The organism is Clostridium sp. (assembly GCF_036660475.1).
Taxonomy (GTDB): domain Bacteria; phylum Bacillota; class Clostridia; order Clostridiales; family Clostridiaceae; genus Clostridium_J.
Map to the genome: position 1 here is coordinate 48,774 of NZ_JAVXAO010000008.1, position 25,739 is coordinate 74,512.

The following is a 25,739-nucleotide window of genomic DNA, read 5'->3' on the forward strand; positions in this document are numbered from 1 at the left end:
TAAGTGGTTTATTTAATATATTAGTAAAAGATTAAGTAGTAGTAAAACTTGATTTAGATATTGTTTTAGATAATGGAATATAAAGTGCAACTGCAAAGAATATTGAGAATGAACCATTTATAAGAGTTGCTGGTAAACTTACAGCAGAACTTAAAATAGCAGGGAGTAGACCACTACCAGCAATTAAAAGAGTTATAACTCCAAATAAAAATTCACCCACTAAATTAAAGGCTATACCAGCAACAGCACCTAAAACAGCATATTGAACTTTAATAGATAGATTTTTAGCTGCAATACATATAATGGCTAAGGAAATTCCTAAAATGAGTGAGAAAATATATAATACAGGATTAATTACTAATTTTTTTTCAATACCTTCAATTATAATTTGATTTCCTAAGTTATTTGATACTACAAAAAGAACTATGCCAGTTAAAATAAGAACTCCAGAAGCTATACCTATCCATTTTATTGGAGATTTTGCATCCTTTTTATTTCCCTTCGAGAAAACTATTCCAACGATTGCTCCTATACCAAACTTCAATAAAACTGTTTTTGGAACACTAGAAGCATAACCATTCATTAAGTCAAATAAACCCATACCAATAGAACCAGAAAGACCACCTATTGTACCAGTGAAAAGAAGTGCAGCTAAAATTACAAACATATTCCCCATGTGTAAAAATGGCTTACCAACAGGTGATGGAATCGGTATTTTAAAGAATAATGCCACATAGCAAAGTGCTGAAAATAAACCAATTAGAACCATGGTGCGTGTAGAAAATTTCTTTGTTGATGTATTCATTTTACATACCCCCAAGATTTATATTTTAAAATTATTTACTAAGATTATTGTGAATATCTATGATAAATTGTGGTAAGACACTTTCGAAATCTACACCATAATGTGCTTTAGTTCCTCTTTTATAGGTAAGTTCGATGGAGGATTTGACTAAATTTATGGCAATTTTCATAGAGTTTTGAATATTAATACCCCTAACAATGCAGGCTGATAGAGCACTTGTAAATAAATCGCCTGTACCGTGATAACTGCCAGGAGTTTTAGATTCAAATGCGTAGTGAATTTCTCCACTTTCCTTGTCATAACATGCGGCGCCAACTTCATCAGGGTTAAATGATACACCAGTAAGTACAATTTTTGATGGACCTAAATTAGATAGACGCTTTAATAAACCTTCAACATAATCCTTTGTGTAAGGTGGTTCAAGGTATTTTTCACCTAATAGAAGCGTTGCCTCTGTAAAGTTAGGTGTTATTATATCTGCTACTTTACAGAGATTTAAAAATCCCTTACACATATCATTGTCTAGGTTGCTATAGTAGTTTCCGTTATCAGCCATTACTGGATCTATTATGACTAGGGTATTTTTATTTTTAATCAATGATATTATATTTGCAACTAAATTTGTCTGTTTAGAATTTCCTAGATATCCAGCATATATAGCATCAAACTCTAAACCAAGTGAATTCCAATGTTTTGCCATAGGATACATGTCTTCACTTAAATCACGGAAGGTATAACCTGTAAATTCACCTGTATGAGTAGATAAAATTGCAGTTGGCATACAAGTACATTCTACACCTGCAACAGAAATTACTGGTAGTGCAACAGTTAATGAACATTTTCCGAAGCCAGATAGATCATGAATTGCTACGATTCTTTTTAATTTGTCCAATTTTAAGCCCCCTCTTATAGTTATATAGTATTAAAATTTTAGATCAGTTTAATACTCCAAGATTTTAAACTTAGAATTTAGCATTCTAAATTTAAAATTTGTACTGTATACTTGAATGTTTCTCATCCCTTATGTATACTATACATAATATTTGTCATTGTTAGAATATACAAAAAGTGAAATTTTAATAGGGACAGTTTGAAGGTTAAGAAAATTATTAATAATAAATTATCAAAATACAAAGTTATGTAGTAGTAAATATAAGTTTTAAAACAGATACTAAAAGGGGTGGGGTTTTATGGGGAAAACAAGCACAATTATGATTAATCTAAATGATGATTCGACGGTACCATTATATATTCAGTTATATAATCATTACAAAGGGCTTATTTCTTCAGGTAGTCTTAAAGCTGGAAGTAAGTTACCGTCAATAAGAAGATGTGCAGAAGAACGAATGATAAGTCGTACAACTGTGGAGGCTGCATATTTGCAACTAGGAGCAGAAGGATATATTATGCCTCGTCCAGGAAGTGGTTTTTATGTAAGTGATTTAAATTATATAGATATTCCAAAAGTTTCGTCTCCTGAGATCACCAAATCTAAATTTAAGGACAAGCCGCTTTATGATTTTTCAGCATATGCAGTAGATGATAGGAGCTTTAATTTTGATTTGTGGAGTAGATACATAAAGAGTGCGCTAAGGAATGGGGATAGACTTTTATCATATGGAGACCCACAGGGAGAGTATGATCTAAGAGTGGTGTTATCACGTTATGTTGGTGAGCGTAGAGGGGTTATATGTACTCCAGAGCAGATTGTAGTAGGAGCAGGGGTACAAAGCTTATTACAAATTCTATGTTCTTTAACAGGGGTTAAATCACCTATATCATTTACTGGTGGAAGTTTTGAACAAGGGAGAGCTATCTTTGAAGATAGAGGATTTGATACTTTAGTATATGAGAATATAACAAAGGATTTATCTAAATTTGAAGAAGATGACGTCAAAATAATATATACGTCACCATCCCATACAACACCTTGGGGTGAAGTTATGCCAATGCAAACTAGACTTGCACTATTGTCATTTGCACAGTCAAAAGATTGTTTAATAATAGAGGATGATTATGATAGTGAATTTAGATATTATAGTAGACCAGTTCCATCATTGCAGGGATTAGATGGTGGAGAAAAAGTAGTATACATGGGGACTTTTTCAAGATTGTTATTGCCATCACTACGAATTAGTTTCATGGTGTTATCAAAGGAACTAACTAGTGTATATTCAGAAAAGGGTGGCATTTACAATCAAACAGCTTCAAAAACTGAACAAATTGCATTATGTCAGTTTATACGTGATGGGCACTTAGGGAGACAGATAAAGAAGGCAAGAAAGCTTTATATGGCTAAAAGTCAACAGTTGTGTGTTGAGGTAAATAAAGTCTTTGGAGATAAGGCAGTGGCATTACCAGGTTCAGGAGGATTCTTAATCCAACTTGAGGTTAAAAGCAAATTATCATCCGAGGAGCTTGTAAAACGCGGAGCAAATGTTGGAGTTTTAGTTCGTTCTTCTAATATGAAAAAAAGTGAAAAATATCCAAGATTACTACTGTCGTGTTCTGGGGTTTCTGAGGAAAATTTTGAAAGGGCACTAGTATTACTAAAAGAAGAATTTTTCAAATAGGAGGAAGGTATGATTTTCATACCTTCCTCCTATTTGAATTGATTTTTATTATAGCAGTCAAAAATCAAGTTTTTTATTTTAGTAATGAAGTGAGTGATAGAGTATAAGATATCACGATTATCAAAGCATTTAATATGACTAATTTATAAAATTATATTGACTAGAAAAAATATATAAAAGTTAATTTTCTGAATATTGTGTATGATATCTTACATAAGATTCCATTGGTGAATGATATAATTATAATATAAATTATAATATCAGGGGTCCCCTAGACAGGTTACTTATAATGGAAATGATTTTCTACAGTTTTACAGGTGATTTGGCTATGAGTAAGATAAATTAAGCAATACTTAGGAGCTGAAAAGTTCATATATAAATGGCCATTATATATGAAGGTTAGTATAAAAATACAAAGGACTGTTTAAAGGTAAGTAGTTAAATATAAGCAAGAAGGGGTGTATATATGAAAAAAATGTCTTTTTCCATGTGTATGTTTATGTGCATCGGAAGTATAATTGGGGCGGGAATTTTTGCAAGGACACCATTAGTTATAAGACTTGTAGGAAATGGATTAGTATGGGGATTTTTTCTAGCCGCAATATTTGTTTTCCTTAAAACTATACCTGAAATTATTGTTAGTTCTGCATTACCAGCAAATGGGGCAAGTTATATGCATTTAACAAGACTTATGCATCCATCATTAGGAGCTGTTCATGCATATAACCAATTAATTCTAGGAACCATGAATGTTGCTATAATGTCATTAGTATTTGCACAATATTTTGTAATGTTAGTGCCATCAGTATCTGTACCAGTTGCAGCAATTGTAGTTGCACTGATATTTACGGTAATATCAACTTATGGTGTTAAAACTAGTGCTTGGGTGCAAAATATTTGTGTTATAATTCTTATTTTAGTTTTAGGCATATTTATATTTGGGGGAATTCCAAGTGTTCAAATTAGCCTTATGGATGTAATAAAACCAACAGTTAAAGTTACTCAACTTTGGGCGGCTATGGGTCTTCTACACGGAAGTTTGATTGGTGCTAACGTTTTGATGTATGCAGCCGATGAAATTGATAATCCAAGTAGAACAATACCAATAACCTTTGTAATAAGTACATTAATATGTGCAGCTATTTTTGCACTTATTGGATTTGTAGCATTAGGTACAATTCCATTAAATCAATGGAAGGATTATGCTACAAATTTGGCAACAGCTGCAAGTGGATTCTTAAGCCCGCAATTACTTACTTTATTTATCATTGGTGGACCACTATTAGCAGTTGCTACAAGTATAAATGCTTTAATACTTATGTTCTCAAGATGTCACTTTGTAGCTGCTAGGGATGGACTTTTCCCAATGGCAATTAGTAAAATCAATAAACATGGTGCACCAGCAATTTCTATATGGCTTAATTCAATAATAGGAATTTTTGCAATAGTTGCTGGGTTTAGTCTAGATGATGTAGTTCTTATGGTTTCAGTACCAGGACTTATAATGGCTCCAATTATATTCTTTGCAGTATTCTATTTACCTAAGAGATATCCAAATTGCTATAAAAATTCTTTCTTAAAGATTCCACATTGGATATCTTGTATTATTGTTGTGGTTGCATCTGCACTTAGTTTATTACTTGGATGGGCAGTTGTAGGAAAGATGGGACCTAAAAATTGGATTTCCATGATAGGATTCTACGGAATAGCTCTTCTATATACAGTAATTAGATGGCAATATCTTAAAAAGAATAAGGGCATTGATATATTTGAGAATATGCGTAAACCTTATGAGCCTTGGGTTCAACGTGAAAAAGAATTAGCAGAGATTGCAATAGATACGAGCGGTACAGATATAAAAAATTAAACACTAATTTTTAAATAACTATTACTAGTACAAGATGAGTGAAAATAGTTATATAATATTTTACTATGAAAGGTGTATTTCCGTTAATTATGGAGATACACCTATTCTGTTAGATGAAAGAGGAAGATATAAATTATAAAGAGGATATTGAATAAAAATTACATAAATGGTAGAATTGCTATAAAGGTTAGATAGTTTAAATTAAAAATTTATAAAATTAAATGAAAATGAGTAGATATGTTTAATAAATAAATTCAATAGGAGTTATTGTTTATTATTTTTAAGGGGGAGACAGTTTATGGTCTCAAATGTGGGTGGAGAAAATATAAGTAGATATATAAATTTTTTAAAGAGTATACCTATATTTAGATGTATTGATGATAAAACTTTAGAAAATTTATCAAATAAGGTGTTAGAAATAACTTATTCAAAAGGTGATATGATATGCAAGAAAGATACATATGCAAATAATGTGTACGTTATTAAATCAGGATCAGTTACAGAGTTTGCTATGGATGATAATGAGTTTTCTGTAATGATAAAATATAGCATAAAAGGGGAGTATTTTGGAGATTTAGGTGTGTTACTAGATAATAGTTATGTAACTACTGTAATTGCATCAGCACCAACAACTATTTTGGTAATACAAGGGTCTATATTTTGTGAAATTGTGTGGGAGAATAAAGAGGTTATGAAAACAATTTTGAAGATATATAGAAAGAGGCTTCAAAATTCAGCACAAAAATTTATGTCTTGTACTATGTTTAATTCAGAGGGAAGACTGGCGTATATTCTTATGATGATTCACAATGACTCTAATCAAGGTAAATTTGTAAGTGCAACACAAGAAACTCTTTCTATAAGATGTGGTATATCTAGGCAGACAGTTTCAATGATTTTGAATAATTGGAAGCGATGTGACATTGTAAATACTCATAGAGGCAAGATTGAAATAATAGATAGGGATGCATTAACAGATATTCTACTTAATAGTTCAAAGTCATGCTAAATTATTACACTTAAAAGTAAGCGAAGTATTAATTCAATTAGTTGGTATAAAAAAATCATTTCAGTAGTTAAATAGAATCTTCCATGCTCTAGTTATAACTAGGAACATGGAAGTTTTTTTTATGTCTAATATATGACAGACGGTTTACATAAATTCTTATAGAATTAAATTAAGATAAAGAGGGGGTATTACTTATGAATAGAGAAGAGTTTAAAAATACTACTGGGCTTAAGAACATACCAGTTTACTGGGATCAAAGGTATACTAAGAATCTAGATAAGCTTTCAAAACCTCAGTATACTGTAAAGCTTGAAGAAAGCGTACCTATAAAGCTTAGAGATGGAATCATAATTTATGCAGATATTTATCGTCCAGCGGAGTTAGAAAGGGCACCAGCACTTCTTGCATTTGCATCTTATGGAAAAACAATGCAAGCTATGAAACGTGGAGCATTACCAGGTTCGTCTGCTATTTTTGATCATAGCTTAGAGGCAGGAGATATAGATTTCTTTGTGCAACGTGGATATATATTTGTAATTCCTGACCCAAGAGGAATTGGAATTTCAGAAGGGGAATTTTTAGGCGTTTATAATCCTCAAGAACAAGAAGATTGCTATGATATTATAGAGTGGCTAGGAACAGAATACGATCATTGTGATAGCCAAGTAGCTATGGCTGGTTATTCTTATTTTGGTATAATTCAGCCACTAGTGGCAGCACTTCAACCACCACATTTAAAATGTATAATGCCACTTTCATATACAGATGACTATTATCAACACGGATACTATGGCGGAGTTGCTAACACTTATATGTCAATGTATTGGGAACTTTGTCCTTCAAATAATCCTGTACCTTGGTCATGCAAGATGTATTCTGAGGAAGAAATGAAAAAGAGGATGAAGGATGTTCAATTAGATCCAGACATAGCAGCAATTTCTTACTTTAATAAAATATTTAACACATGGCCACCAAAATATCATACTTTCTATTTAGATTATTTATTACATCCACAAGATGGTAAGTTTTGGGCAGAAAGATCAGTTAAAAATATGTATGATAAAATCAAGGTTCCAACTTACTTTAAATGTGGATGGGCACCTACAGGAAGATGGAGTGCACCAGTATTTAATGCTATGAATTCTCCAGAACTTGATATTTATAAGCGTTGTGGAGTTATGGAATCTTATGGTGGAATGGAACTTCCATATAGATTTATGAATGAAGAATGTTTAAAGTGGTACGATCAATGGTTAAAGGGTGTTGATACAGGAATCCTTGATGAGCCACCTATGAAAATGAACATTATTGGTAGAGGGTATCGTTATGAGCATGAATATCCACTTGCAAGAACTGATTGGAAGAAGCTTTATTTACGTACTTTTGGTCAGTTGCGTTGGGAAGAAGATCCTGAAGGGAATCTTGCACCGGATAGTTTTACACACCGCCCACCAAACATCACGAATCAGGTAGAAACTTTAACTTATAGAAGTGATAGATTTGGAAAACCAACAGAATTTACTGGACCTATAGAACTTCATTTATTTGCATCTATAGATGCAGAGGATGCAAACTTTATAATTAAATTGTGGCAAATAACTCAAGGTGGAACTAGAATGCCACTTTGTAGAACAGGTTCTTTAAAAGCTTCTTATAAATTAGATAAAGAAAAATCAGAAATAGGACGACCAGTTCATGATTATACTAAGAGAGTGCCAGTTCTTCCAAATGAAATCAATGAGTATGTGATAGAAATAAATCCAATGGGTATGGTATTTGATTCAGGAACAAGTATTGAAATAGAAATCAAAGCTATGGATGTGTTTGAACATCAAGATAAGGCATGGCAAGGAAAAGTTGGACATTTAGGACCAATTCCAAGTGTAGATACAATTAACTATAAAATTTACAGGGATGCAGACTATCCATCTTATATACTTCTTCCTTATATTCCATATACACCAGGTGAAAATTGGCTACAGCCAATAGTGACTGAAACATCATTTGGAGGAAGTGGAAAAGGTAGTACTCACTAGTATTAAAGTTTTCAAATGAAACCTTAATTAAATATACTTCAAATGTCCACCACAATTATTGGGGTGGACATTTAACTAAGTTTTTAGAGATTAAAATATATTAATAGTTAGGAGTGAGGATATATGGAATGGCCATTTGAACTTAGTCTTATGGTATTTTTAATAATAGCATTTGCATCCAATGTAGTAGATATAAAAACTAGATCAAGGTTATCACTGCCATTTGCATTAGGAATTATTTGTATAGTTGGATTTTCTACAGGATTATTTCCAACAGAATTTATAGTTGCATCTAAGATGAAGGATGTAGGATTTATAGCTTTTAATATGCTTATAATTCATTCAGGAACCATGATAGACTTTAAACAATTGAAATCACAGAAGCAAAGTCTTATTATAGCTATTATTGGAGTTTTGATAATGTCAGCAGTTATAATATTTGGGATGTCACCATTTATAGGAAAGGAACTTGGTTCAATGTCTCCAGGACCAATTATAGGCGGAGGTGCAGCAGCAGCAATTTCATCAATATCGGTAATGCAAATTAAACCTGAATTATCTGTGTACCCATGGATGATTTTTATGTTTCAATGTTTCTTTGGAATTCCAATTTGTTCATTTGCAATAAGAAAAGAATCAAATCTAATTTTGAATAATTATAGGAAGAATAAAAATATAAGTAAAAAGGTCAATGGGGATATGAAAAATAACACTATAGTTGATGAAAGGTCAAAGCTTTGTGATAGAATTCCAGATAAGTATAAGACAACTGCCTATTATTTAGGATTTCTTATGATAATATCAGTTTTTAATAGATGGCTTAATGTAAGCTTTGTTGCAGATTTAGGAATTAATTTAAATATTACAGCTCTTATATTTGGAGTTGCACTTGGTCAACTAGGCATAATAGATAGAGCGCCACTTATAAAATCTCAAACCATGGGATTTTTAATGTTAGGACTTATGGCACTTATGGCGAATACATTGGCACATACACCTATTAAGGTAATAATTTCTTTAATTATACCAATATTAACGGTGTTTATAGTTGCAACTATTATATTAGTATTAGTAGGAATTGTGGCTAGTAAAATATACAAATTTAGTCCATATAAGGGGATTATGATAACATTAAATTCTATGGTGGGATTTCCGGTTAATTTAATGCTAGTTGATGAAGCTTCAGCAAAGCTTTCAAAGAATAATGAGGAAAAACAGGTTTTGAAAATGAACTTAAATCCAGTATTATCCACGGGATCTACAGTAATAGTAAATATAATTTCTATAGTCCTAGCAAGTATGGTTACGGTGTTTATATAAGAAAAGGTGCTATCTGGAGAGCTTCAGATAGCACCTTTATTAACTTCATAAGGTAACACAATTTTAAAATATAACCCTGTATGAAGGAAAGTGTCGATGTATTATAGTTCAACTTCTCTTCTAAGAATTTTAAATCCGATTTTTCTTTCTATATCTTGTAGAATAGATTCATTTTTAGGATCTGTAAACACACAAGTATAACCTTCTTCACCAGCTCTTCCAGTTCTGCCAATACGGTGTATGTAGCTTTCTACTGTTTCAGGAATATCATAGTTGTAAATATGAGAAACTCCACTAATATCAAGACCACGAGCTGCTACATCGGTAGCAATAAGATATTGAATATTAGCATTTCTAAAGGATTTCATTATTCTTTCGCGTTTAGCTTGAACTATGTCGCTATGGATTTTTTCGGATTTAATGCCTCGTTTAGCAAGGCCCATTTCAAGTTCATCAGCCCTTCTTTTAGTTCTACAGAAAATTATAGCCATGAAAGGGTTATCTTCTTCTAGGACTTTACATAGAGCATCCTGCTTTCTTCTATCAGTAGTTTCCACAACGAATTGCTTAATGCCTGAAAGAGTAACTTCCTCTTTTTTTATTGTAACGATTGAAGGATTAGGCATATATCTGTAGGCAAGTTTTTTCACTGCAGAATCCATAGTTGCAGAAAAACATAGAGTCTGATGAGTTTTATTTGTTTGTTTTATTATAGATTCTACTTCATTTTTAAAACCCATAAGTAACATCTGATCAGCTTCATCTAAAACTAGAGTCTTTAATTTAGATAAATTTACTGTTCCTCTATCAAGGTGATCAAGGAGTCTACCTGGAGTTGCAATGATTAAATGTATATTTTTGTTGAGTTTTTTTAGTTGTGAACCAATATCTTTTCCACCATAGGCAGCTAAAATATTTATATCTTTACCACATTTAAGTTTCTTAGCCTCTTCTGTTATTTGAAGAGCTAGTTCCCTTGTAGGAGTTATAATTAGCCCTTGAACAGCATCCATGTCTGGGGATATGTTTTCAAACATTGGAAGTAAAAAAGCTAGAGTTTTTCCAGTCCCAGTTTGTGCTTCCGCTATAACATCTTTTCCATCTTTAATAAGAGAAATGCTTTCCTCTTGGATTGGCGTTGGTGTTGTAATTCCATTGTTTTTAAGTATTTTTATTATATCATCACTTATTCCTAAACTTTTAAAATTCATTATTTCATACCTTTCATTAGTAAGTTTTAATTATACTTAGTTTGTAGCAATATAAGTATAATTATTTATAGTTGTATACTATAAAATCTCTTCTTAGATTAGTTAATCTTAACATAATAGCGATACTAATACTATTAGAATTATTTTTGTGCATAAAACTTAGATGTAAGTTAAAAGGTATCTCAAAAGATAGTGTTTTTGAGATACCCTAGTATATTTATTTAATCTCTAAATTTAAGTTGTTAAAAGTTTTTATAGTTATATCCGAAGTTCCCATATCAACATATTCAAAGGTTATTTTGTCACCTTCTTTAGTTATAGGTAATTCTTTTGAAATAGACGAAGGAGCTATAACTAGTGTAGTTTTATTTTCCTTAGTTATTATATAAAATAAGCTTCCCTTATCTGTAGGTAAGAGCCCAATTCTTTCTACGGTACCTTCACCTATCTTTACTTCACCACTTGTCGCTAAAGAATTAGAACCATTTTCAGTTAAAGAATCCACATAGTTGTTCATAGTTTGAGTTAGTGTTTCACCCACCGCAATTATATTTCGCTGTTGTACATTAACCATACCATACATTTTAATATCTCCATTATTATCTTTTAATAAAGTAAAATAAGTAGGTTGATTTTGGACATTTATAAGAGTAGGCATTGTAGAAGTATATCCAAATTGTTGAACTTTACCTTCAATAGCTTGAGAAGCAGCGACTTCAGTTATTCCGCCAGGTATTTTGTAGAGAGTTGATTCACCAGTTTTAGTATCTACTAACATAAAACCAACTGTGCTTTCATCAGAACCAACAGAGGTCATACCAGTATAGTAATAGCAGTTGCCGTTGTTGTATATAGTGTTAGTACCCTCGGTAGCTTTCAATTTATCCTTCTTAGAAAGGGTAAACCCGTTAATATACTTACCCCAAGAATTAATATTATCATCCACAGTTTCTAGAGGTTGTACTCTATCCACCCAACTAGGTATTGAAGACATATCATGCTCAGTGATTTCACCATTTTGGGCATCTACAATCATTATTCCAACTATAGCACGTCCAGATACACCTACCTGCTTTTCGTATTGACTTATAACCCAATAAGGTCTGCCAGAATCATTTAATTCAAAGGAGTAATCAGTAAGTCCTATGGTTTTATTTTCCGAATGAGAATATCTACGGATATCATCACTAAAGTATGCTGACATTAAATATTTCATTGTCAAATCTTCCCCATTTAAAGAAGTTACTAGTTTAACATCAGATGGATTATTTGCGTTCACAGTAATATATCCAGGCGTACCTTCTTTATTACTAAGCCATTGGAAGAAGCCAGAATGCTCTAAAGGAATTACATACTGAAGAATTCCATTTACTTGTTGTATAGTAGGAGATCCAAGCTTTACTTCGCTTCCTAATGCAGAAAGTTCACCAAGTCTACTTTCAGCTATCTTAAGTGAATAGCCTTCATCTATAGCTGGAATTTGAGATAAATCTATAGGGGAAATCTTTTCATTAAAGCTTTCGTTTTTAACGTCCCCTAAAAGTCCTCTATAATCCTTAGCATTAGTTATTACATTAGTAGTAACTAGAGCGTAAATTAAATAAAGTGAAAATAATCCAAGTAGAAGTTTACCAAGATTAGAGATACAAGATGTATCTTCCTTATGTATTATAGTTTTTATAGCTAAAAAAATTAAAGGAATAGCTATAGAAATTGCTAAGACTATAATAAGAGAAGGGAATTTTAAATTTAGTGGTATGTGAAGAAAATAATTTGATATAAAGAATAGAAAGAATCCTATTAAAATGCAAAGTGCTATTTGGAAAATATTTTTTGTGTTCATTTAAACACCCCCTTGCTAGCATTATACCATTATAAATATTAAATTTATCTAAAGAAATTATGAAGTTTAACAATTTGGCAACAACTTAACCATAGTTTGTAAAAAGTCTATGATAATATCTAATTAGAGGTGATAGATGTGGATAAGAAAAGAATATTTATAGTATTACTAATGTTAGGATTTTCAGTTTCATTAATGGGATGTGAAGGAGAAAATAAGAGCAGTACAGATAAAGCAGTTGTGGATCAAATTAATGGAAATGATAAGGATGGGAAAACTACAGTTGATAAAATAGTTATTGAGGAAGATGTTACGAAGAAAGTTGGGGATGGCACAAAGGTCACAGTTGAAGAAGTTGAATTAAATATTGATGAAGGAGAATATTTTCAACCAGGATTTTATCTGGATGGAAAGTTATATGGGGCAATTTCAAAAGGTTATGGACATGCATCAGATGAACCTACGGAAGATTTTCCCATAGATGGACAAAGGAAGAAGTATTTATATGCGTTAAATGATGAAAATGTATTAGAGGAAACTAATAAGGAGATATTTAAAGAAATTCACGGAATTAAATCAGCAGATTATAAATATGAACAAGGAAGCACGAAAGAAATATTAATTACGGATTTTGGAGTTGATGATGCAATTAGGAAGGCTTATGGATTGGAGAAAGCAATGAATAAAAATATATACGATAAGCCAAATACAATTCGAGAAGTTTTGGGGAGTGAAGAATATTACTACTTTAATAGTAATAATGCTATTGGAGATAAGGAAAGTTATCTAGCCATATATGATGAGAAAAATAATGAAATTTATGAAATGAAAATAGCAAAGGGGGAGAGAGTTTCAATCTTATATATAAAAGAAACTAATTCTTTAATGGCCTGGGATATAAATAATGGTTTGATTCATAAAGTAACATTAAAAGATGGTCATATTACATTAGAAAAATATATAAATATAGAAGAAATGTTTGGTGAAAAAGTAGGATATATTGATGTGATAAATGAGAGTGAAATTATAATAGGTTGCACAAGTGACATAAATAAAACGGATATAGATGATAAGAATCCTATTTACAGAACAGACAAGATTTCCAAATATAATTTTAAAACAAATGAATATAAAGTTTTATTTGAAGGGTCAAAGGGGAAGAATATGTTAATTCATTATTCAGGAAATAACATATTTACAGCAGATGAATTTGAGGAAGCAGCAGGGAAGATGTCTTGTAAAAATAGATATATTATGAGGGTGAAAGATGAAGAATTAAGGGTGATTTTCAAAGAAGATATACAAGGTGAAGGCGAAAATGAATATGGAATGAACCAAGGAGGAAGTGCTGTAGTAAATGAAGAAGGTAATGAAATATTTTTTGTTAAGCATCTTTGCGATATAAATGGTAAAAGTAAAAAGGCCATATATAAGAGATATGTTATTGAAAACAAGTAAATCCTAAGAAATTGAGTTAGGCATCTGAAAATAAATAACAAGTCAAACATACTGACTTATTTATTTTTTTCAAGATGCCTTACCTAGATATTCACGAATATGGGGTACACATTTTGAAGGATATTATAGTAGATTAATTGTTAAATGAAGCATTAAAAGGTATTTGTGGTGGTGATATAGAATAATTACACCAGAAATATTAAAAAGGGGAAGAAAAATATGGGGAAAAAGATACTAGTTGTAGAAGATGAATATTCAATAAATGATGTCTTAACTATCGGATTGAGAAGTGAGGGGTATGAAGTTAAAAGTGTTTATGATGGAAAGAACGCCTTAGAACAAGTTAAGGAATTTAATCCTGATTTAGTAATTTTAGACTTAATGCTACCTGATATAGATGGATTTGAAGTTTGTAAAACTATAAGTAATGATTACTTAGTTGTAATGCTTACGGCGCGCGAGAATATATTTGATAAAATTTTGGGACTAGAACTAGGGGCTGATGACTATATAACAAAACCCTTTGAAATTAGAGAAGTTGTAGCTAGAATAAAGGCTATTTTTAGGCGCGTGAGAAAAGAGTATGACAGGGAATTAGAAAAAAAATTAATACTTCCAGGAAATATAACTGTAGATTTACAAGGTCAAAGGGTGTTTAGGAATGGCAGTGAAATAGAACTGAAAAGAAAGGAAACTGGTTTATTTTTTCATTTTATAAATAATAGAAATAAAGTATTTACTAGAGATGAGTTATTAAATGAAATATGGGGATATGATTATTATGGAGATGGTAGAACAGTGGATGTTCATATAAGAAGGCTGAGAGCTAAAGTGGATATCACTGGAGAATCAATTATTGAAACAGTATTTGGAACAGGGTATGTGATGAGGTGAGGGTGTGATAAAAACCATAAAAGGGAAAATTATATTAGGATTTGTAATTACAACATTACTAACGCTTGTATCCGTGAATTTAATAATATGGAGAATGTTTGAGGGTAATCTAAAAAATTATATTAAAGAAGATATGGATAAAGCTAAATCTATAGCAGTAGCTGATATGGAAAATAAATATGACTTAGGAGCTGGAGATTTTAGTGATGATAATAATCAAATTTGGAAGGTGTTAAGTGGTATTAATAATAAGTATGACATGTACATATCCTTTGATTATGATGAGAATAGAAATATAGAGTTTTTAGGAAGTTTAATTGATGATATGGAAAGAGAAAGTATTATTAGGGATAGCAACAAAAAATCATCATTATTATATATAAGTAAAGAGGTTAGAAATAATAATGAAAATTATTTCTATGCCACATATGCATATCCAGTATATATTGATGAGACTTATACTGGAACATTAGTATTTCAGAAAGATTATTTATATAAGTATAAAGAGAATCTTATACTAGTGACAAAGATTATAAGTGTTCAATTCATTTTATTTTTAATAATGATTTTCATAGCTTACATATTATTAAAAAGTGCAATAAAGCCTTTGGATAAACTATCTATTGCTATGGTAAATTTAGGGGAAGGGGATTTTAAAGAGAGGCTTAGGGTTAATGGGAGTGATGAGGTTTCAACATTAGTTTATCACTTTAATAGTATGCAAGATAAGATAGAGGGGCAGATGAACCAACTATATTTAGAAAAAGAAAAAATAAAAGAACTAGAGAAGACTTCAAGGGAGTTTATGAATTATGCAACTCATGAAATGAAAACGCCATTAACTGCAATACTTGGATATAGCGAATTACTACAAACGGGGACATTGAGCGAATCAGAGGTAACACGTGCATATGAAAGGATATCAACTGAGGGTAATAGACTTAAATCTATGGTTCAGAATATGCTAGTTGTGGCTAAAGGCAAGGAAAAAATAACTAAGATTGCAGAAAAATTTAATATAACAAATATGTTAAGGGATTTTGTAACGGAATATAATATTATATTTGAAAAAAATAATAATCATATATCAATTGAAGGTAATGATATGGTTATATATGGAGTGAAGGAAGAAGTGAGAATGGTTATAGCAAATCTTCTAGATAATGGAGTCAAATATAGTGATGATGGAAAGATATATATTAAAGTTTGCAGTGATGAAAAGATAGTATTAATTGAAAATAAGACAAGGTCTATACCAGATGAAATTAAAGATAATCTATTTAAACCATTTGTAAAATATAATTATGGAGATAATACAAAGGCAAGTTCAGGCCTTGGTTTATTTATATGTAAGGAGTTAATGGAAAAGAATGAAGGGAATATTAGCTGTGAATTTCAAGGGAATAATATTAAATTTGTAGTAAAGTATATGACATAATCTTGTTATAATATTTTAAATGAAAAATAAACTAATTTTGCATAAACTCAATTTTAAATGAAATACTAATCTTAAAAGGAGTTGATATTATGCAAACATTTGAAGATTATAAATTTGCAAACATGACAGAGGAAGAAAAAAGTAGGATTACAGACCTTGAACAGACTATAGCAAAGGGCGACAATAAAAATATTATCCTAATTGCATATGAGAATAAGAATAAAGTTCAAGGGTAAATGAAACCTATTAAATAACAAAGGGCTAATAATTGATGGTTAACATATCAATTATTAGCCTTTTGTTAGAATTAATTTTCTAGATATAACTAATATCTAAGAACAATTTTCAAAATCATCAAGTTCATCATCCCAAGATTCTGTATTCTCAAGTCCAGGGATTGAAGAAGCTTTAAAGGTAGGGTCTTTACCGTTTTTCTTTTGCAGTGAGTAGTCATCAAGAGCGGCAAAAGCATATTTACCAAGAAGTACAATAGCAAATAGATTTACAACTGCCATTAGAGCCATAAATAAATCGGCTAGGTTCCAAACTATATCTATAGAAGTTAAAGAACCTGTAAAAACAGTAACTACAACAAATGATCTAAATAAATTAAGTACAATTTTATTACTAGTTATAAATTCTATATTAGCTTGGCCATAGTAATAGTTTCCAACTATAGAGCTAAAGGCAAACAGAAATGTACAAATAGCTAAAAAATAGCTACCAAAAACTCCGATTTGAGAAGTTAATGCACTTTGTGTAAGCTCAATTCCAGTTAAAGTTGTATTTGCGTAATCACCAGATATTAGAACTATAAAAGCTGTGCAAGTGCAAATAACTATGGTGTCAGTAAAAACACCCAGCGTTTGTGTAAGTCCTTGTTTTACAGGGTGGGATACATTTGCGGTTGCAGCTGCATTAGGGGCACTACCCATACCAGCTTCATTTGAAAACAATCCTCTTTTAATTCCTTGCATTATAGTAAAACCAAGAGCTCCAGAGGCTGCTTGTCTAACGCCAAAAGCACCTTCAAATATTAATTTCAAAATACTAGGGAGAGATTTAAAGTTAATTACTATTACAAAAATAGCAACTAAAATATAAGCAGTTGCAAAGATCGGAACTATTACTTCAGAAACCTTTGCAATTCTTTTAACGCCACCAAAGATTACAGTAGCAGTTAAAATAGATAATATAAGACCCATTATTATAGGGCTAATATTAAAGGCATTAGTAAAAGCTAAAGTAGTAGTATTGGATTGAGCAGCGTTAAACACTAGTCCAAAGCATAGAGTTGTTAAAATGGCAAAGAAAATACCAAGCCATCTTTTGCCTAACCCCTTTTCTATGTAATAAGCAGGTCCACCAAGAAAGTTTCCATCTTTATCTTTAGTCTTATAAATTTGGGCTAGAGTACTTTCTACAAAACTAGAAGCCCCACCTATAAGTGCTATAAGCCACATCCAAAATACTGCACCTGGTCCACCAGCAGCAACGGCCATGGCAACCCCAGCAATATTACCAGTACCAACCCTAGAAGCGGTACTTATACAGAATGCTTGAAATGATGAAACACCATCTTGTTTATCTGTATTGCTAGGTTTTAGAAGTTTAAACATTTCCTTTAGATACCTAAATTGAACAAAGTTTGTTTTAATAGAAAAATAAATACCCACTGATATTAATAAGAAGATAAGTACGTAGGACCACATAAAAGTATTTATGATATCTACTTTACCTGCTAAAAATTCCATGAAAGTATTTAGTGTGTTTCCGATGTTAGTTAAAAAATTCATAATTCATCCCCTTGTTTAATCAAATTTTAATAAACTTAAGCTTTAAGTTGTATGAAATTAGCAAAGATGCATACAACAAGTGACACTGAAAGACAAAGTTTACAATATTATTTATATAATATATAGAAATTTCGAAAAAATCAAGAAAATTTATATGGAAATTAAATGTGTTTAAAATATATATAATAAAATTGAGGCTAGTGTGACAGTATAGAAGCTAGAGGGTTATGAATAATTATAAAAAAATACAAGATGACTAGTGTTTAAGTAAGAAACTAGTTATAAGATTATTCTTAGAAGAAAAAACAGAGTAATATCAATTTAATTGAAATCACTCTGTTTTCTATAATATTTTAACTTTTCATTTTGAATTCATGTCCACATTTCTTACAATTTACAGTTATCTTGCCCTTGCCTCTAGGTAGTCTAAGTTTTTGACTACACTTTGGACATTTAACAATCTTGTAATTTCTTTTTTCATTAAACCATCGTTTTAAATTACTGAATAATGGTGCACAATCGCTAAAGTGAAATACTGGGAGATTGCTAGGTATAGCTTTATTAAACTTACTTAAAAATCTGTTAGCATAGGTGCAAAATTTTCTGTGTTCTTGCTCACGCTTTTCTACATTTCTAGAAAATACTCTGTATAGTGCAAAAATTAGTACTACGCAAGAGATTAGCCTAGTAACAGAAAACAAGTTTAGGAGAGATGCTGAAAATATTAGGAAAATAGAAAAAAAATCAAGTCCATATGTGTCGTTCAAAAAGTTCATTCAATCACTCCTTTAAATAAATAGGGCTGTGGTAAAGGTATTTTAATTGGTTTTGACACTACTTATTATAATTAATACGTACATATCTATTTCCTCTATTATAGTACAATAGTACAAGCTATACAAAGAAATTTGCAAATTAGATTTTTAATATTTTATGAAGTGTATGAATTATAATTAAGAATGTAAAATTTAGAGTTTGGGATAAAGGGTTTTAATAATTATATAAAATATATCTTAATATTTAAAAAATAAATTATAGTAGATTAATTATTAAGAAATTATTACATTTGACGGAAGATTAGAGTGATTTCTTACATATTTCTTACAAATGTACTTAAAGTGTTTTCAAACTATTAAAGATATTGTATGCTAAATTTATCAAATAGTATGAGGTGAGAGAATGTCTACAGTTTTAGAACTTAAAAATGTTAGTAAAATAATGGGGAAACGTAAAATTGTTGATAATGTCAGCTTTGAAATAAATTCAGGTGAGATATTTGGATTTTTAGGACCAAATGGAGCTGGTAAAACGACAACAATAAAGATGATTACAGGGCTTTTAAAAATTGATGAAGGTGAAATTTTCATAAGTGGAAACAATGTTAAGGATAATTTTGAAAAAGCACTTTCGGGTGTTGGTGGAATCATAGAAAATCCGGAGATGTATGGATATCTTACAGGGCGTACCAATCTTGAAATATACGGAAGAATGCACGGTAATATTTCCAAAGAAAGAATTGATGAAGTTATAAAAATGGTGAAACTTGAAAATCGTATTGACGATAAAGTTAAGAAGTATTCACTCGGAATGCGTCAAAGACTTGGGGTTGCTCAAGCGTTACTACACAATCCAAAGCTTTTAATTTTAGATGAACCTACAAATGGACTAGACCCTATGGGTATTAAGGAACTGCGTGATAACTTAAGAGTTTTAGCTGAAAAAGATGGTCTTGCAGTGTTAGTGTCAAGTCATTTATTAAGTGAGATGGAGCTTATGTGCGACCGTGTAGGAATCATAGATAATGGGAAAATCATTGATATGAAGACTTTAAAGGATATTAAAAATCAAGAGATTTCAAGTGTGAATAGTTATGAGATAGAAGTTGACAATATTGAGAAGGCACAGAGTGCTATGGAGTATGCAATAGCTGAAATAAATAAAAATATAACATTGGAAATTAAAGGGAATAAATTTGTGATTTCATGTTCTCGAGATGAAGTTGCTAAAATTAATCAGATATTAGTAAAGGCAGAGATACTTGTTTATGCACTTGCCCCTTTAACTAATACTCTTGAAGATGAATTTATGAAAATAACTAAAGGCTCTAAGAGTCAAATAAATTAAAAATATCTAAGAAGAAGGTGAAAATTAATGAGTAAGGTTTGTGGACTAATTAAAAATGAATTAATAAAACAGTATAAAAAAACAAGTATAAAAGTCATTATTATTTTAATCCTTATTGCGACTATAGTGTTACCAGTTGCTTTAAAGGTTATGAACAACAGAGATCATGGGAATTGGCAACTGGAAAACTATAAAAATCAGATCCAATGGCAACAGACAGAGGCTAAAAATATAGATGATAGTAAGAAAAACAGTGGTATTCAAAAGCAGTTTTTTGAGGAATCAATTAAAAATCTTCAGGTGTCAATTGACAGCAACATATCATGGGAAGATTGGAGAGGTGAAGTTTTAAATGGAGCATCTTCAAAGAAAAAGGAAGCAATTCTACTTTCAGGAATTTTAGAAGGATTATCAAAAGAAGAGTTATTTTACAATATACATGATTTTGATATAGAGTCGTTTAATGATTACTATGATATGACAAAAGAAGAGGTTACAAAGGAAATAGATAAGAAATTAAAGGAAAGTAGTGAGTTATATGCTACTATTGATAAAAATGATTATCTAGGATATCTTGAAAAAACTATAAAGTTTTCAAATGAAGAGATAAAGCAAGGTAAAGAAAATATAAAACTTTTGGAAGAACAATTTAGTAAGGATAAAGAGAATAAGAAGATAAGTGATTCTTTAGAAGATGCAAAGCTTCAATTATTAGTAATGGAAGAGAGATTAGAAGCAACTAAATATAGATACGATAATAAAATACCGTATGATATAAAAAATTGGAAGAACAAAACTATAAAAGATATAGCCTATAATATAGATAGAAAAGGCGAGAAGCTTTTAAATGAGGATATGTTTAAACAGCAGTATAATTATCAAATAGCTAAAGGTCTAACTTATGATGAGTATAAGGAAAATTTTGAAACAAGCAAAAAGACAATAGAAGAAACTATAGCATTGGATTGGTATAGTCTTGAAAATAATATGCCACAAGTTAATTTTAGTGACGATGCCAGAAATTCTATAGATAGTACTTATCTTATTTACGTAAATATAGCAATTATATTATGTATAATAGTTGGTGGAGGAATTGTATCTTCAGAATATTCTACAGGAACAGTAAGATTACTTATGATAAGACCAGTATCAAGAACAAAGATATTATTTTCTAAACTTGTAACTATATTTATGCTAGGATATGGGGTTCTAATTGCAACCTTTATATTGAATGTTATAATAAGTGGAGTTGTGTATGGTTTTGGAACATTGGGAACTCCTATTATATCATTTGTAAGTGGAGCTATAGTTGAGAAAAGCTACATTATATCTATAATTCCAAAACTATTATTCTCAAGCATCAGTTTAATATTTATAATTGCAGTAGTATTTACTATTTCAACAGTTATAAAAAATACAGCACTTGCAGTTGGACTTACAACTGTTGGATTCTTAGGAAGTTCAGCGGCATTAATGGTTATGGCGGAATTAAACATGAAGTGGGTAGGGAAAACTATAATACCTTATGTTGATTTAACTAAATTTGTTAGTGGGAATTACATGGTTGATATGTTAACGAAGGAGTTTGGTATAGCATTGAATTCAACTATGGGAGCTGTACAATTACTTTTAATTGCGGCAATACTAATTGTAGTATCTTTCTTAGTATTTACTAAAAGAGATGTTACTAATTAATTGAGAATTTAAAATTAAGAATTTAAGGTTAACAATTTATAAATTATAAATTATAATTTGGGAAGGTGTAGAATTTCAAATAAAAATGAAATTCTGCACCTTTTAAATTGGACGAAAATATTTATGTAGTATCATGAAATCATTGTCTTATATAGGATGAGGATGTGTACAGTAGGAGAAAAACATGTATAAATTAAGTGATTTTTTTTAGAAGTTATGATAAAGTAACAAGATGTGATAAAAATTATATTTCGAGGTGATAGTGGATGAAGGGTAAATGCTACTATTGTAATAAGGAGTTAGGAAAATCTGGAGTTACAAGGCATATTAAGAGTTGCAATGAAGCAAATGAATATATTAACGGAAATAAAGATGAAAAAACAGATATAAAAGAGAAGTTTTTAATAGAAATAAACTTTAAATATGATCCAAGTGAATATTGGTTATATATAAATGTTGATGAAAATTCTACACTAAAAGCATTAGACCAATTTTTAAGGGATATTTGGTTAGAGTGTTGTGGACATTTGAGTAGATTTACTATTAATGGAGAATTTTTTGAAGTTAGAAAGACTAATAATGATGATAGTAATAATGTTAAAAATATGAATGTGGAATTAAAAGAAGTTGTAGAGGTTGGAAGTAAATTTAAATATGAATATGATTTTGGATCTACAACTGAGCTTAGTATAAAGGTTTTAGATAAGTTTACTTCTGATAATAGCATAAAACCTATAGAAATTATGGCGAGAAATAATGAACCGATTTTCCAGTGTGGAAGATGTGGAGAGATAGCTACATATTTTAATCATAGGGAAGATTTATTATTATGTAATTCATGCAGAAAAAATAAATATAAGAATACAGATGAAATGATAGAAAAGATGGAATTCACAAATTCTCCAAGGGCCGGAATGTGTGCTTACTATGGTAGTCAAGAGGACGAACTTGAATATGTTCCTAACAATGGTTTATGGTCAGATAAATTAAAAAATTTAAAAGTAGATACAGACAAGGGAATTTTAAATAATTATGAAGACGAAGGGCTAGAACCATCCTTTGAGGATATGATGGAGAGTGCTATACCTGAGCTTGAAAAATACTATGAGAAAATGTGGGCAAAGACAGAAAAGGTATTTGACTTAGAATATCATTTGCAAAAGTTAGGTAAAAAGGAGCTTTTGACAATTGGAGATAACTTAGGTATTCTTAAAATTAAATCTTTAAGTAAAGATAAAATTAAAGATAAAATAATTAATGATTACAAAGAAGCGCTATTATTAGTGTTAAATAATATGGATACAGCAAGAATCAGTTATTTACTGGAAATGGCTAATAATGGTGGGTTAAAAGAGTCAGATGACTTTATAGATGAAGAGTATAGTTATTATTTTGCGCATAGAGGTATAATATTTACAGGAGAAGTAGAAGATAAATACATTACTATTATGCCAAAGGAAACTCAAGATATACTGTTGAATGCTAATATATTAGACTTAAGACGACAGCTTAAGAAAAATGATGAAATGATAAATATTTGTACCGGTATGTGTAATTATTATGGCTGTATTACAATAGAAAACCTTAAGACACTTCTAGGAACATATATAGATAACCAGATAGAGAATATAGAGGTAGAAGGTATTTTAAAAGAATCTTCAGCCATAGGTAGATTTATAAATTATGAAAATGGAATTGTTAGTAATTACGAAGTTTTAGATGCTGATAAAATATTGAAGGAACATATACAAAGGGAAGATATAAATTATAAAATATTTACCAAAAGTGAATTGCTAGATAGTGCCAAATCTTATGGTAATCATAAAAGTAAGGCCTACAGCAAATTTCACAAATTTTTATCAAGTAGCTTTGATATAGATAAAGAGCAGTGTGATGAAATAATTAAAACAATAGTAGATGATCTAAACAATGGAATGACTTCAAATAAAATTATTGAAGAGTTCCTAAGTGGTGTGGAAGTTGAAAGCGAAGTGTATAAAAACATCATTATTGGTGAAATGGAAAGCTTTTTAAGTAACACTCCACAGTGGGTATTAAAGGGAAATACAATAAGAGAACTACAATGTAAAGAGGAACAGATTGAAGTTAAAGAAAAAGTTGGAAGAAATGATCCTTGCATTTGTGGTAGTGGGAAAAAGTATAAAAAATGCTGTGGTGGCAAGGTGATTGATTTTCAAGAAATAAAAAATAATATATAAATTTTAATTAGGGAAATATAATTTATAGTTTAGAAATCTATTAAGGATAAAATTGTTGATTCATTTTTAAAGAATTAAATATATAGATTTAATTAAAACATATGTAGCACATTGGTAAGTCATAAATAAGTAACCGGTGTGCTATTTTTATTTTAATAATACTTTATGAAACATGAAACAATTATATATTATTACAAAAGATGCTATTTAAATCCATAAATGTTAAGTTTCCGTATCAGAAAATGCAATAATATGATATGATAAAATTAGAAAAAATGAAAATTTTGGGGAGAAGATATATGAAGTTAACGTTACTTAAGGATCTTAAAGGTCATGAAATACTAGGTAAAGATATAATTACTGCATATGGAAAGGTTTTATTAAAAAAAGGCATAGTAATTACATCAGATATAAAAAGAAAAATAGAACAACAAGGAATATTCTTTATATATGTAGAGCATGATGACTTGAAAGATATAAAGGATGATACGGAACTTATAAATCTTAAAAAAAATGTACTTCAGACACTTCCAAATATGTTTAAGGATTTAATTGGATGTGATGAAAAATCTATAAAAAAATCCATAACAGTACTTGATGATTTAGTGGATTATGTTCAAAATGAAAACTACATAAATTTAAACTTATATGAAGTAAAATTATATGATGACTATACATATATACATTCAGTAGATACTAGTATTATGTCAATTTTTCTAGGCGTAAATATGAATTATTCTAAAGAGCGGTTGAGGGAACTTGCGGTGGCATCATTATTTCATGATATTGGGAAAACTAGAATTTCAAATGAAATCATAAATAAGCCAAGTGAATTGAGTGATGAAGAATTCAAAGAAATAAAAAAACACCCAGAATATGGGATGGAAATTTTGAAAAATAATCCTATGGTTAGTGATGAGATAATAAGTGGAGTAATTAGTCATCATGAAAAATATGATGGAAATGGGTATCCATTTAAATTGAAGAGTGATGAAATATCTGAATTTGCTAAAATTATATCCGTATGTGACGTATTCACAGCGATAACATCAGATCGGTCATATAGGAAAAAATTTGATCCAAGGGAAGCTTATGAATTAATTTTAGCAGAAACTTATAGAAGTTTTGATCCAGAGATAATAAAGTTATTTAAAGAAACATTTGCAGTTTATCCATTAGGATGTCCTGTAAGATTATCAAATAATTTATTTGGGTATGTGGTTAATCAGAATAAGGGGTATCCGGACAGGCCTATTATTAGAATAGTAAAGAATGAACTTAATAACAAAGTAACTCCTTATGATATTAATTTAAAGGATACTATAAATGTAGTTATTGTTAATACTATGGATGAATAAATTATAAATCTAAAAACCTATATGGAAAAATATTAAATTGATATAGTGTAAGAAATATGGTATTATATAAAAGGCAAAAATGAATCTAAATTA

19 protein-coding genes are annotated in these 25,739 nt (G+C 30.3%); 13 read left to right on the forward strand and 6 right to left on the reverse strand.

Annotation, left to right across the window (positions count from 1 at the left end):
• Positions 1-31: 31 nt before the first annotated feature.
• Together RSA29_RS11810 and RSA29_RS11815 are read right to left on the reverse strand one after the other, a co-directional pair.
• Positions 32-805 carry an ECF transporter S component gene (locus tag RSA29_RS11810; RefSeq protein ID WP_346942096.1) on the reverse strand — a complete coding sequence of 258 codons (774 nt, stop codon included), beginning with the start codon at positions 803-805 and terminating at the stop codon, positions 32-34.
• Positions 806-836: 31 nt separating this feature from the next.
• Positions 837-1,697, reverse strand: a complete 861-nt coding sequence (locus RSA29_RS11815) for a pyridoxamine kinase (RefSeq protein WP_346942095.1) — start codon at positions 1,695-1,697, stop codon at positions 837-839.
• A 298-nt stretch (positions 1,698-1,995) separates the two neighbouring features.
• On the opposite strand from RSA29_RS11815, the gene RSA29_RS11820 reads away from it, so the two are divergent.
• From RSA29_RS11820 to RSA29_RS11840, 5 genes are all read left to right on the forward strand, one after another.
• On the forward strand, positions 1,996-3,378 hold the full coding sequence (locus RSA29_RS11820; protein ID WP_346942094.1) for a PLP-dependent aminotransferase family protein: 1,383 nt from the start codon (positions 1,996-1,998) through the stop codon (positions 3,376-3,378).
• Between the two features lie 466 nt (positions 3,379-3,844).
• Positions 3,845-5,245, forward strand: a complete 1,401-nt coding sequence (locus RSA29_RS11825; RefSeq protein ID WP_346942093.1) for an APC family permease — start codon at positions 3,845-3,847, stop codon at positions 5,243-5,245.
• A 298-nt stretch (positions 5,246-5,543) separates the two neighbouring features.
• Positions 5,544-6,254: a Crp/Fnr family transcriptional regulator gene (locus RSA29_RS11830; RefSeq protein WP_346942092.1), complete on the forward strand. Its 711-nt coding sequence runs from the start codon at positions 5,544-5,546 to the stop codon at positions 6,252-6,254.
• A gap of 194 nt (positions 6,255-6,448) precedes the next feature.
• Positions 6,449-8,290 carry a CocE/NonD family hydrolase gene (locus RSA29_RS11835; RefSeq protein WP_346942091.1) on the forward strand — a complete coding sequence of 614 codons (1,842 nt, stop codon included), beginning with the start codon at positions 6,449-6,451 and terminating at the stop codon, positions 8,288-8,290.
• 123 nt (positions 8,291-8,413) lie between these two features.
• Positions 8,414-9,610: a hypothetical protein gene (locus RSA29_RS11840; RefSeq protein WP_346942090.1), complete on the forward strand. Its 1,197-nt coding sequence runs from the start codon at positions 8,414-8,416 to the stop codon at positions 9,608-9,610.
• A 101-nt stretch (positions 9,611-9,711) separates the two neighbouring features.
• Here the strand turns inward: RSA29_RS11840 and RSA29_RS11845 are convergent, their stop codons facing one another.
• Positions 9,712-10,821, reverse strand: coding sequence for a DEAD/DEAH box helicase (locus RSA29_RS11845; RefSeq protein WP_346942089.1), 1,110 nt, complete (start codon positions 10,819-10,821; stop codon positions 9,712-9,714).
• Positions 10,822-11,038: 217 nt separating this feature from the next.
• Entirely contained in the window at positions 11,039-12,664 is a 1,626-nt protein-coding gene (locus RSA29_RS11850) for a cell shape-determining protein (RefSeq protein ID WP_346942088.1), read from the reverse strand.
• Positions 12,665-12,802: 138 nt separating this feature from the next.
• Between RSA29_RS11850 and RSA29_RS11855 the strand changes: the two genes are divergently transcribed.
• The 4 genes from RSA29_RS11855 (at position 12,803) to RSA29_RS11870 (ending at position 16,690) form a co-directional block, all read left to right on the forward strand.
• Positions 12,803-14,122 carry a hypothetical protein gene (locus RSA29_RS11855; RefSeq protein WP_346942087.1) on the forward strand — a complete coding sequence of 440 codons (1,320 nt, stop codon included), beginning with the start codon at positions 12,803-12,805 and terminating at the stop codon, positions 14,120-14,122.
• A 219-nt stretch (positions 14,123-14,341) separates the two neighbouring features.
• Positions 14,342-15,016: a response regulator transcription factor gene (locus tag RSA29_RS11860; RefSeq protein WP_346942086.1), complete on the forward strand. Its 675-nt coding sequence runs from the start codon at positions 14,342-14,344 to the stop codon at positions 15,014-15,016.
• A gap of 4 nt (positions 15,017-15,020) precedes the next feature.
• Positions 15,021-16,454, forward strand: a complete 1,434-nt coding sequence (locus tag RSA29_RS11865; RefSeq protein ID WP_346942085.1) for a HAMP domain-containing sensor histidine kinase — start codon at positions 15,021-15,023, stop codon at positions 16,452-16,454.
• A gap of 89 nt (positions 16,455-16,543) precedes the next feature.
• The gene (locus RSA29_RS11870; RefSeq protein WP_346942084.1) at positions 16,544-16,690 is read left to right on the forward strand and encodes a hypothetical protein; all 147 of its coding nucleotides are present in this window, start codon (positions 16,544-16,546) and stop codon (positions 16,688-16,690) included.
• Positions 16,691-16,786: 96 nt separating this feature from the next.
• Here the strand turns inward: RSA29_RS11870 and RSA29_RS11875 are convergent, their stop codons facing one another.
• Together RSA29_RS11875 and RSA29_RS11880 are read right to left on the reverse strand one after the other, a co-directional pair.
• A complete protein-coding gene (locus tag RSA29_RS11875; RefSeq protein ID WP_346942406.1) occupies positions 16,787-18,208 on the reverse strand; it encodes an alanine/glycine:cation symporter family protein in 1,422 nt (473 codons plus the stop codon).
• 395 nt (positions 18,209-18,603) lie between these two features.
• Positions 18,604-19,026 carry a hypothetical protein gene (locus RSA29_RS11880; protein ID WP_346942083.1) on the reverse strand — a complete coding sequence of 141 codons (423 nt, stop codon included), beginning with the start codon at positions 19,024-19,026 and terminating at the stop codon, positions 18,604-18,606.
• A gap of 403 nt (positions 19,027-19,429) precedes the next feature.
• Between RSA29_RS11880 and RSA29_RS11885 the strand changes: the two genes are divergently transcribed.
• The 4 genes from RSA29_RS11885 to RSA29_RS11900 all read left to right on the forward strand — a co-directional run bounded on the left by RSA29_RS11885 (position 19,430) and on the right by RSA29_RS11900 (position 25,646).
• Positions 19,430-20,374: an ABC transporter ATP-binding protein gene (locus RSA29_RS11885; RefSeq protein WP_346942082.1), complete on the forward strand. Its 945-nt coding sequence runs from the start codon at positions 19,430-19,432 to the stop codon at positions 20,372-20,374.
• 27 nt (positions 20,375-20,401) lie between these two features.
• Positions 20,402-22,069 carry an ABC transporter permease gene (locus RSA29_RS11890; protein WP_346942081.1) on the forward strand — a complete coding sequence of 556 codons (1,668 nt, stop codon included), beginning with the start codon at positions 20,402-20,404 and terminating at the stop codon, positions 22,067-22,069.
• Positions 22,070-22,335: 266 nt separating this feature from the next.
• Positions 22,336-24,288: an SEC-C metal-binding domain-containing protein gene (locus RSA29_RS11895; protein ID WP_346942080.1), complete on the forward strand. Its 1,953-nt coding sequence runs from the start codon at positions 22,336-22,338 to the stop codon at positions 24,286-24,288.
• A gap of 299 nt (positions 24,289-24,587) precedes the next feature.
• On the forward strand, positions 24,588-25,646 hold the full coding sequence (locus RSA29_RS11900; protein ID WP_346942079.1) for an HD-GYP domain-containing protein: 1,059 nt from the start codon (positions 24,588-24,590) through the stop codon (positions 25,644-25,646).
• Positions 25,647-25,739: the final 93 nt, after the last annotated feature.

Coding starts and splice junctions, on each gene's coding strand:
- RSA29_RS11890 (WP_346942081.1), top strand. CDS start 20,402: ATGAGTAAGGTTTGTGGACTAATTAAAAATGAATTAATAAAACAGTAT.
- RSA29_RS11845 (WP_346942089.1), bottom strand. CDS start 10,821: ATGAATTTTAAAAGTTTAGGAATAAGTGATGATATAATAAAAATACTT.
- RSA29_RS11875 (WP_346942406.1), bottom strand. CDS start 18,208: ATGGAATTTTTAGCAGGTAAAGTAGATATCATAAATACTTTTATGTGG.
- RSA29_RS11835 (WP_346942091.1), top strand. CDS start 6,449: ATGAATAGAGAAGAGTTTAAAAATACTACTGGGCTTAAGAACATACCA.
- RSA29_RS11880 (WP_346942083.1), bottom strand. CDS start 19,026: ATGAACTTTTTGAACGACACATATGGACTTGATTTTTTTTCTATTTTC.
- RSA29_RS11895 (WP_346942080.1), top strand. CDS start 22,336: ATGAAGGGTAAATGCTACTATTGTAATAAGGAGTTAGGAAAATCTGGA.
- RSA29_RS11810 (WP_346942096.1), bottom strand. CDS start 805: ATGAATACATCAACAAAGAAATTTTCTACACGCACCATGGTTCTAATT.
- RSA29_RS11830 (WP_346942092.1), top strand. CDS start 5,544: ATGGTCTCAAATGTGGGTGGAGAAAATATAAGTAGATATATAAATTTT.
- RSA29_RS11850 (WP_346942088.1), bottom strand. CDS start 12,664: ATGAACACAAAAAATATTTTCCAAATAGCACTTTGCATTTTAATAGGA.
- RSA29_RS11840 (WP_346942090.1), top strand. CDS start 8,414: ATGGAATGGCCATTTGAACTTAGTCTTATGGTATTTTTAATAATAGCA.
- RSA29_RS11860 (WP_346942086.1), top strand. CDS start 14,342: ATGGGGAAAAAGATACTAGTTGTAGAAGATGAATATTCAATAAATGAT.
- RSA29_RS11900 (WP_346942079.1), top strand. CDS start 24,588: ATGAAGTTAACGTTACTTAAGGATCTTAAAGGTCATGAAATACTAGGT.
- RSA29_RS11885 (WP_346942082.1), top strand. CDS start 19,430: ATGTCTACAGTTTTAGAACTTAAAAATGTTAGTAAAATAATGGGGAAA.
- RSA29_RS11870 (WP_346942084.1), top strand. CDS start 16,544: ATGCAAACATTTGAAGATTATAAATTTGCAAACATGACAGAGGAAGAA.
- RSA29_RS11820 (WP_346942094.1), top strand. CDS start 1,996: ATGGGGAAAACAAGCACAATTATGATTAATCTAAATGATGATTCGACG.
- RSA29_RS11825 (WP_346942093.1), top strand. CDS start 3,845: ATGAAAAAAATGTCTTTTTCCATGTGTATGTTTATGTGCATCGGAAGT.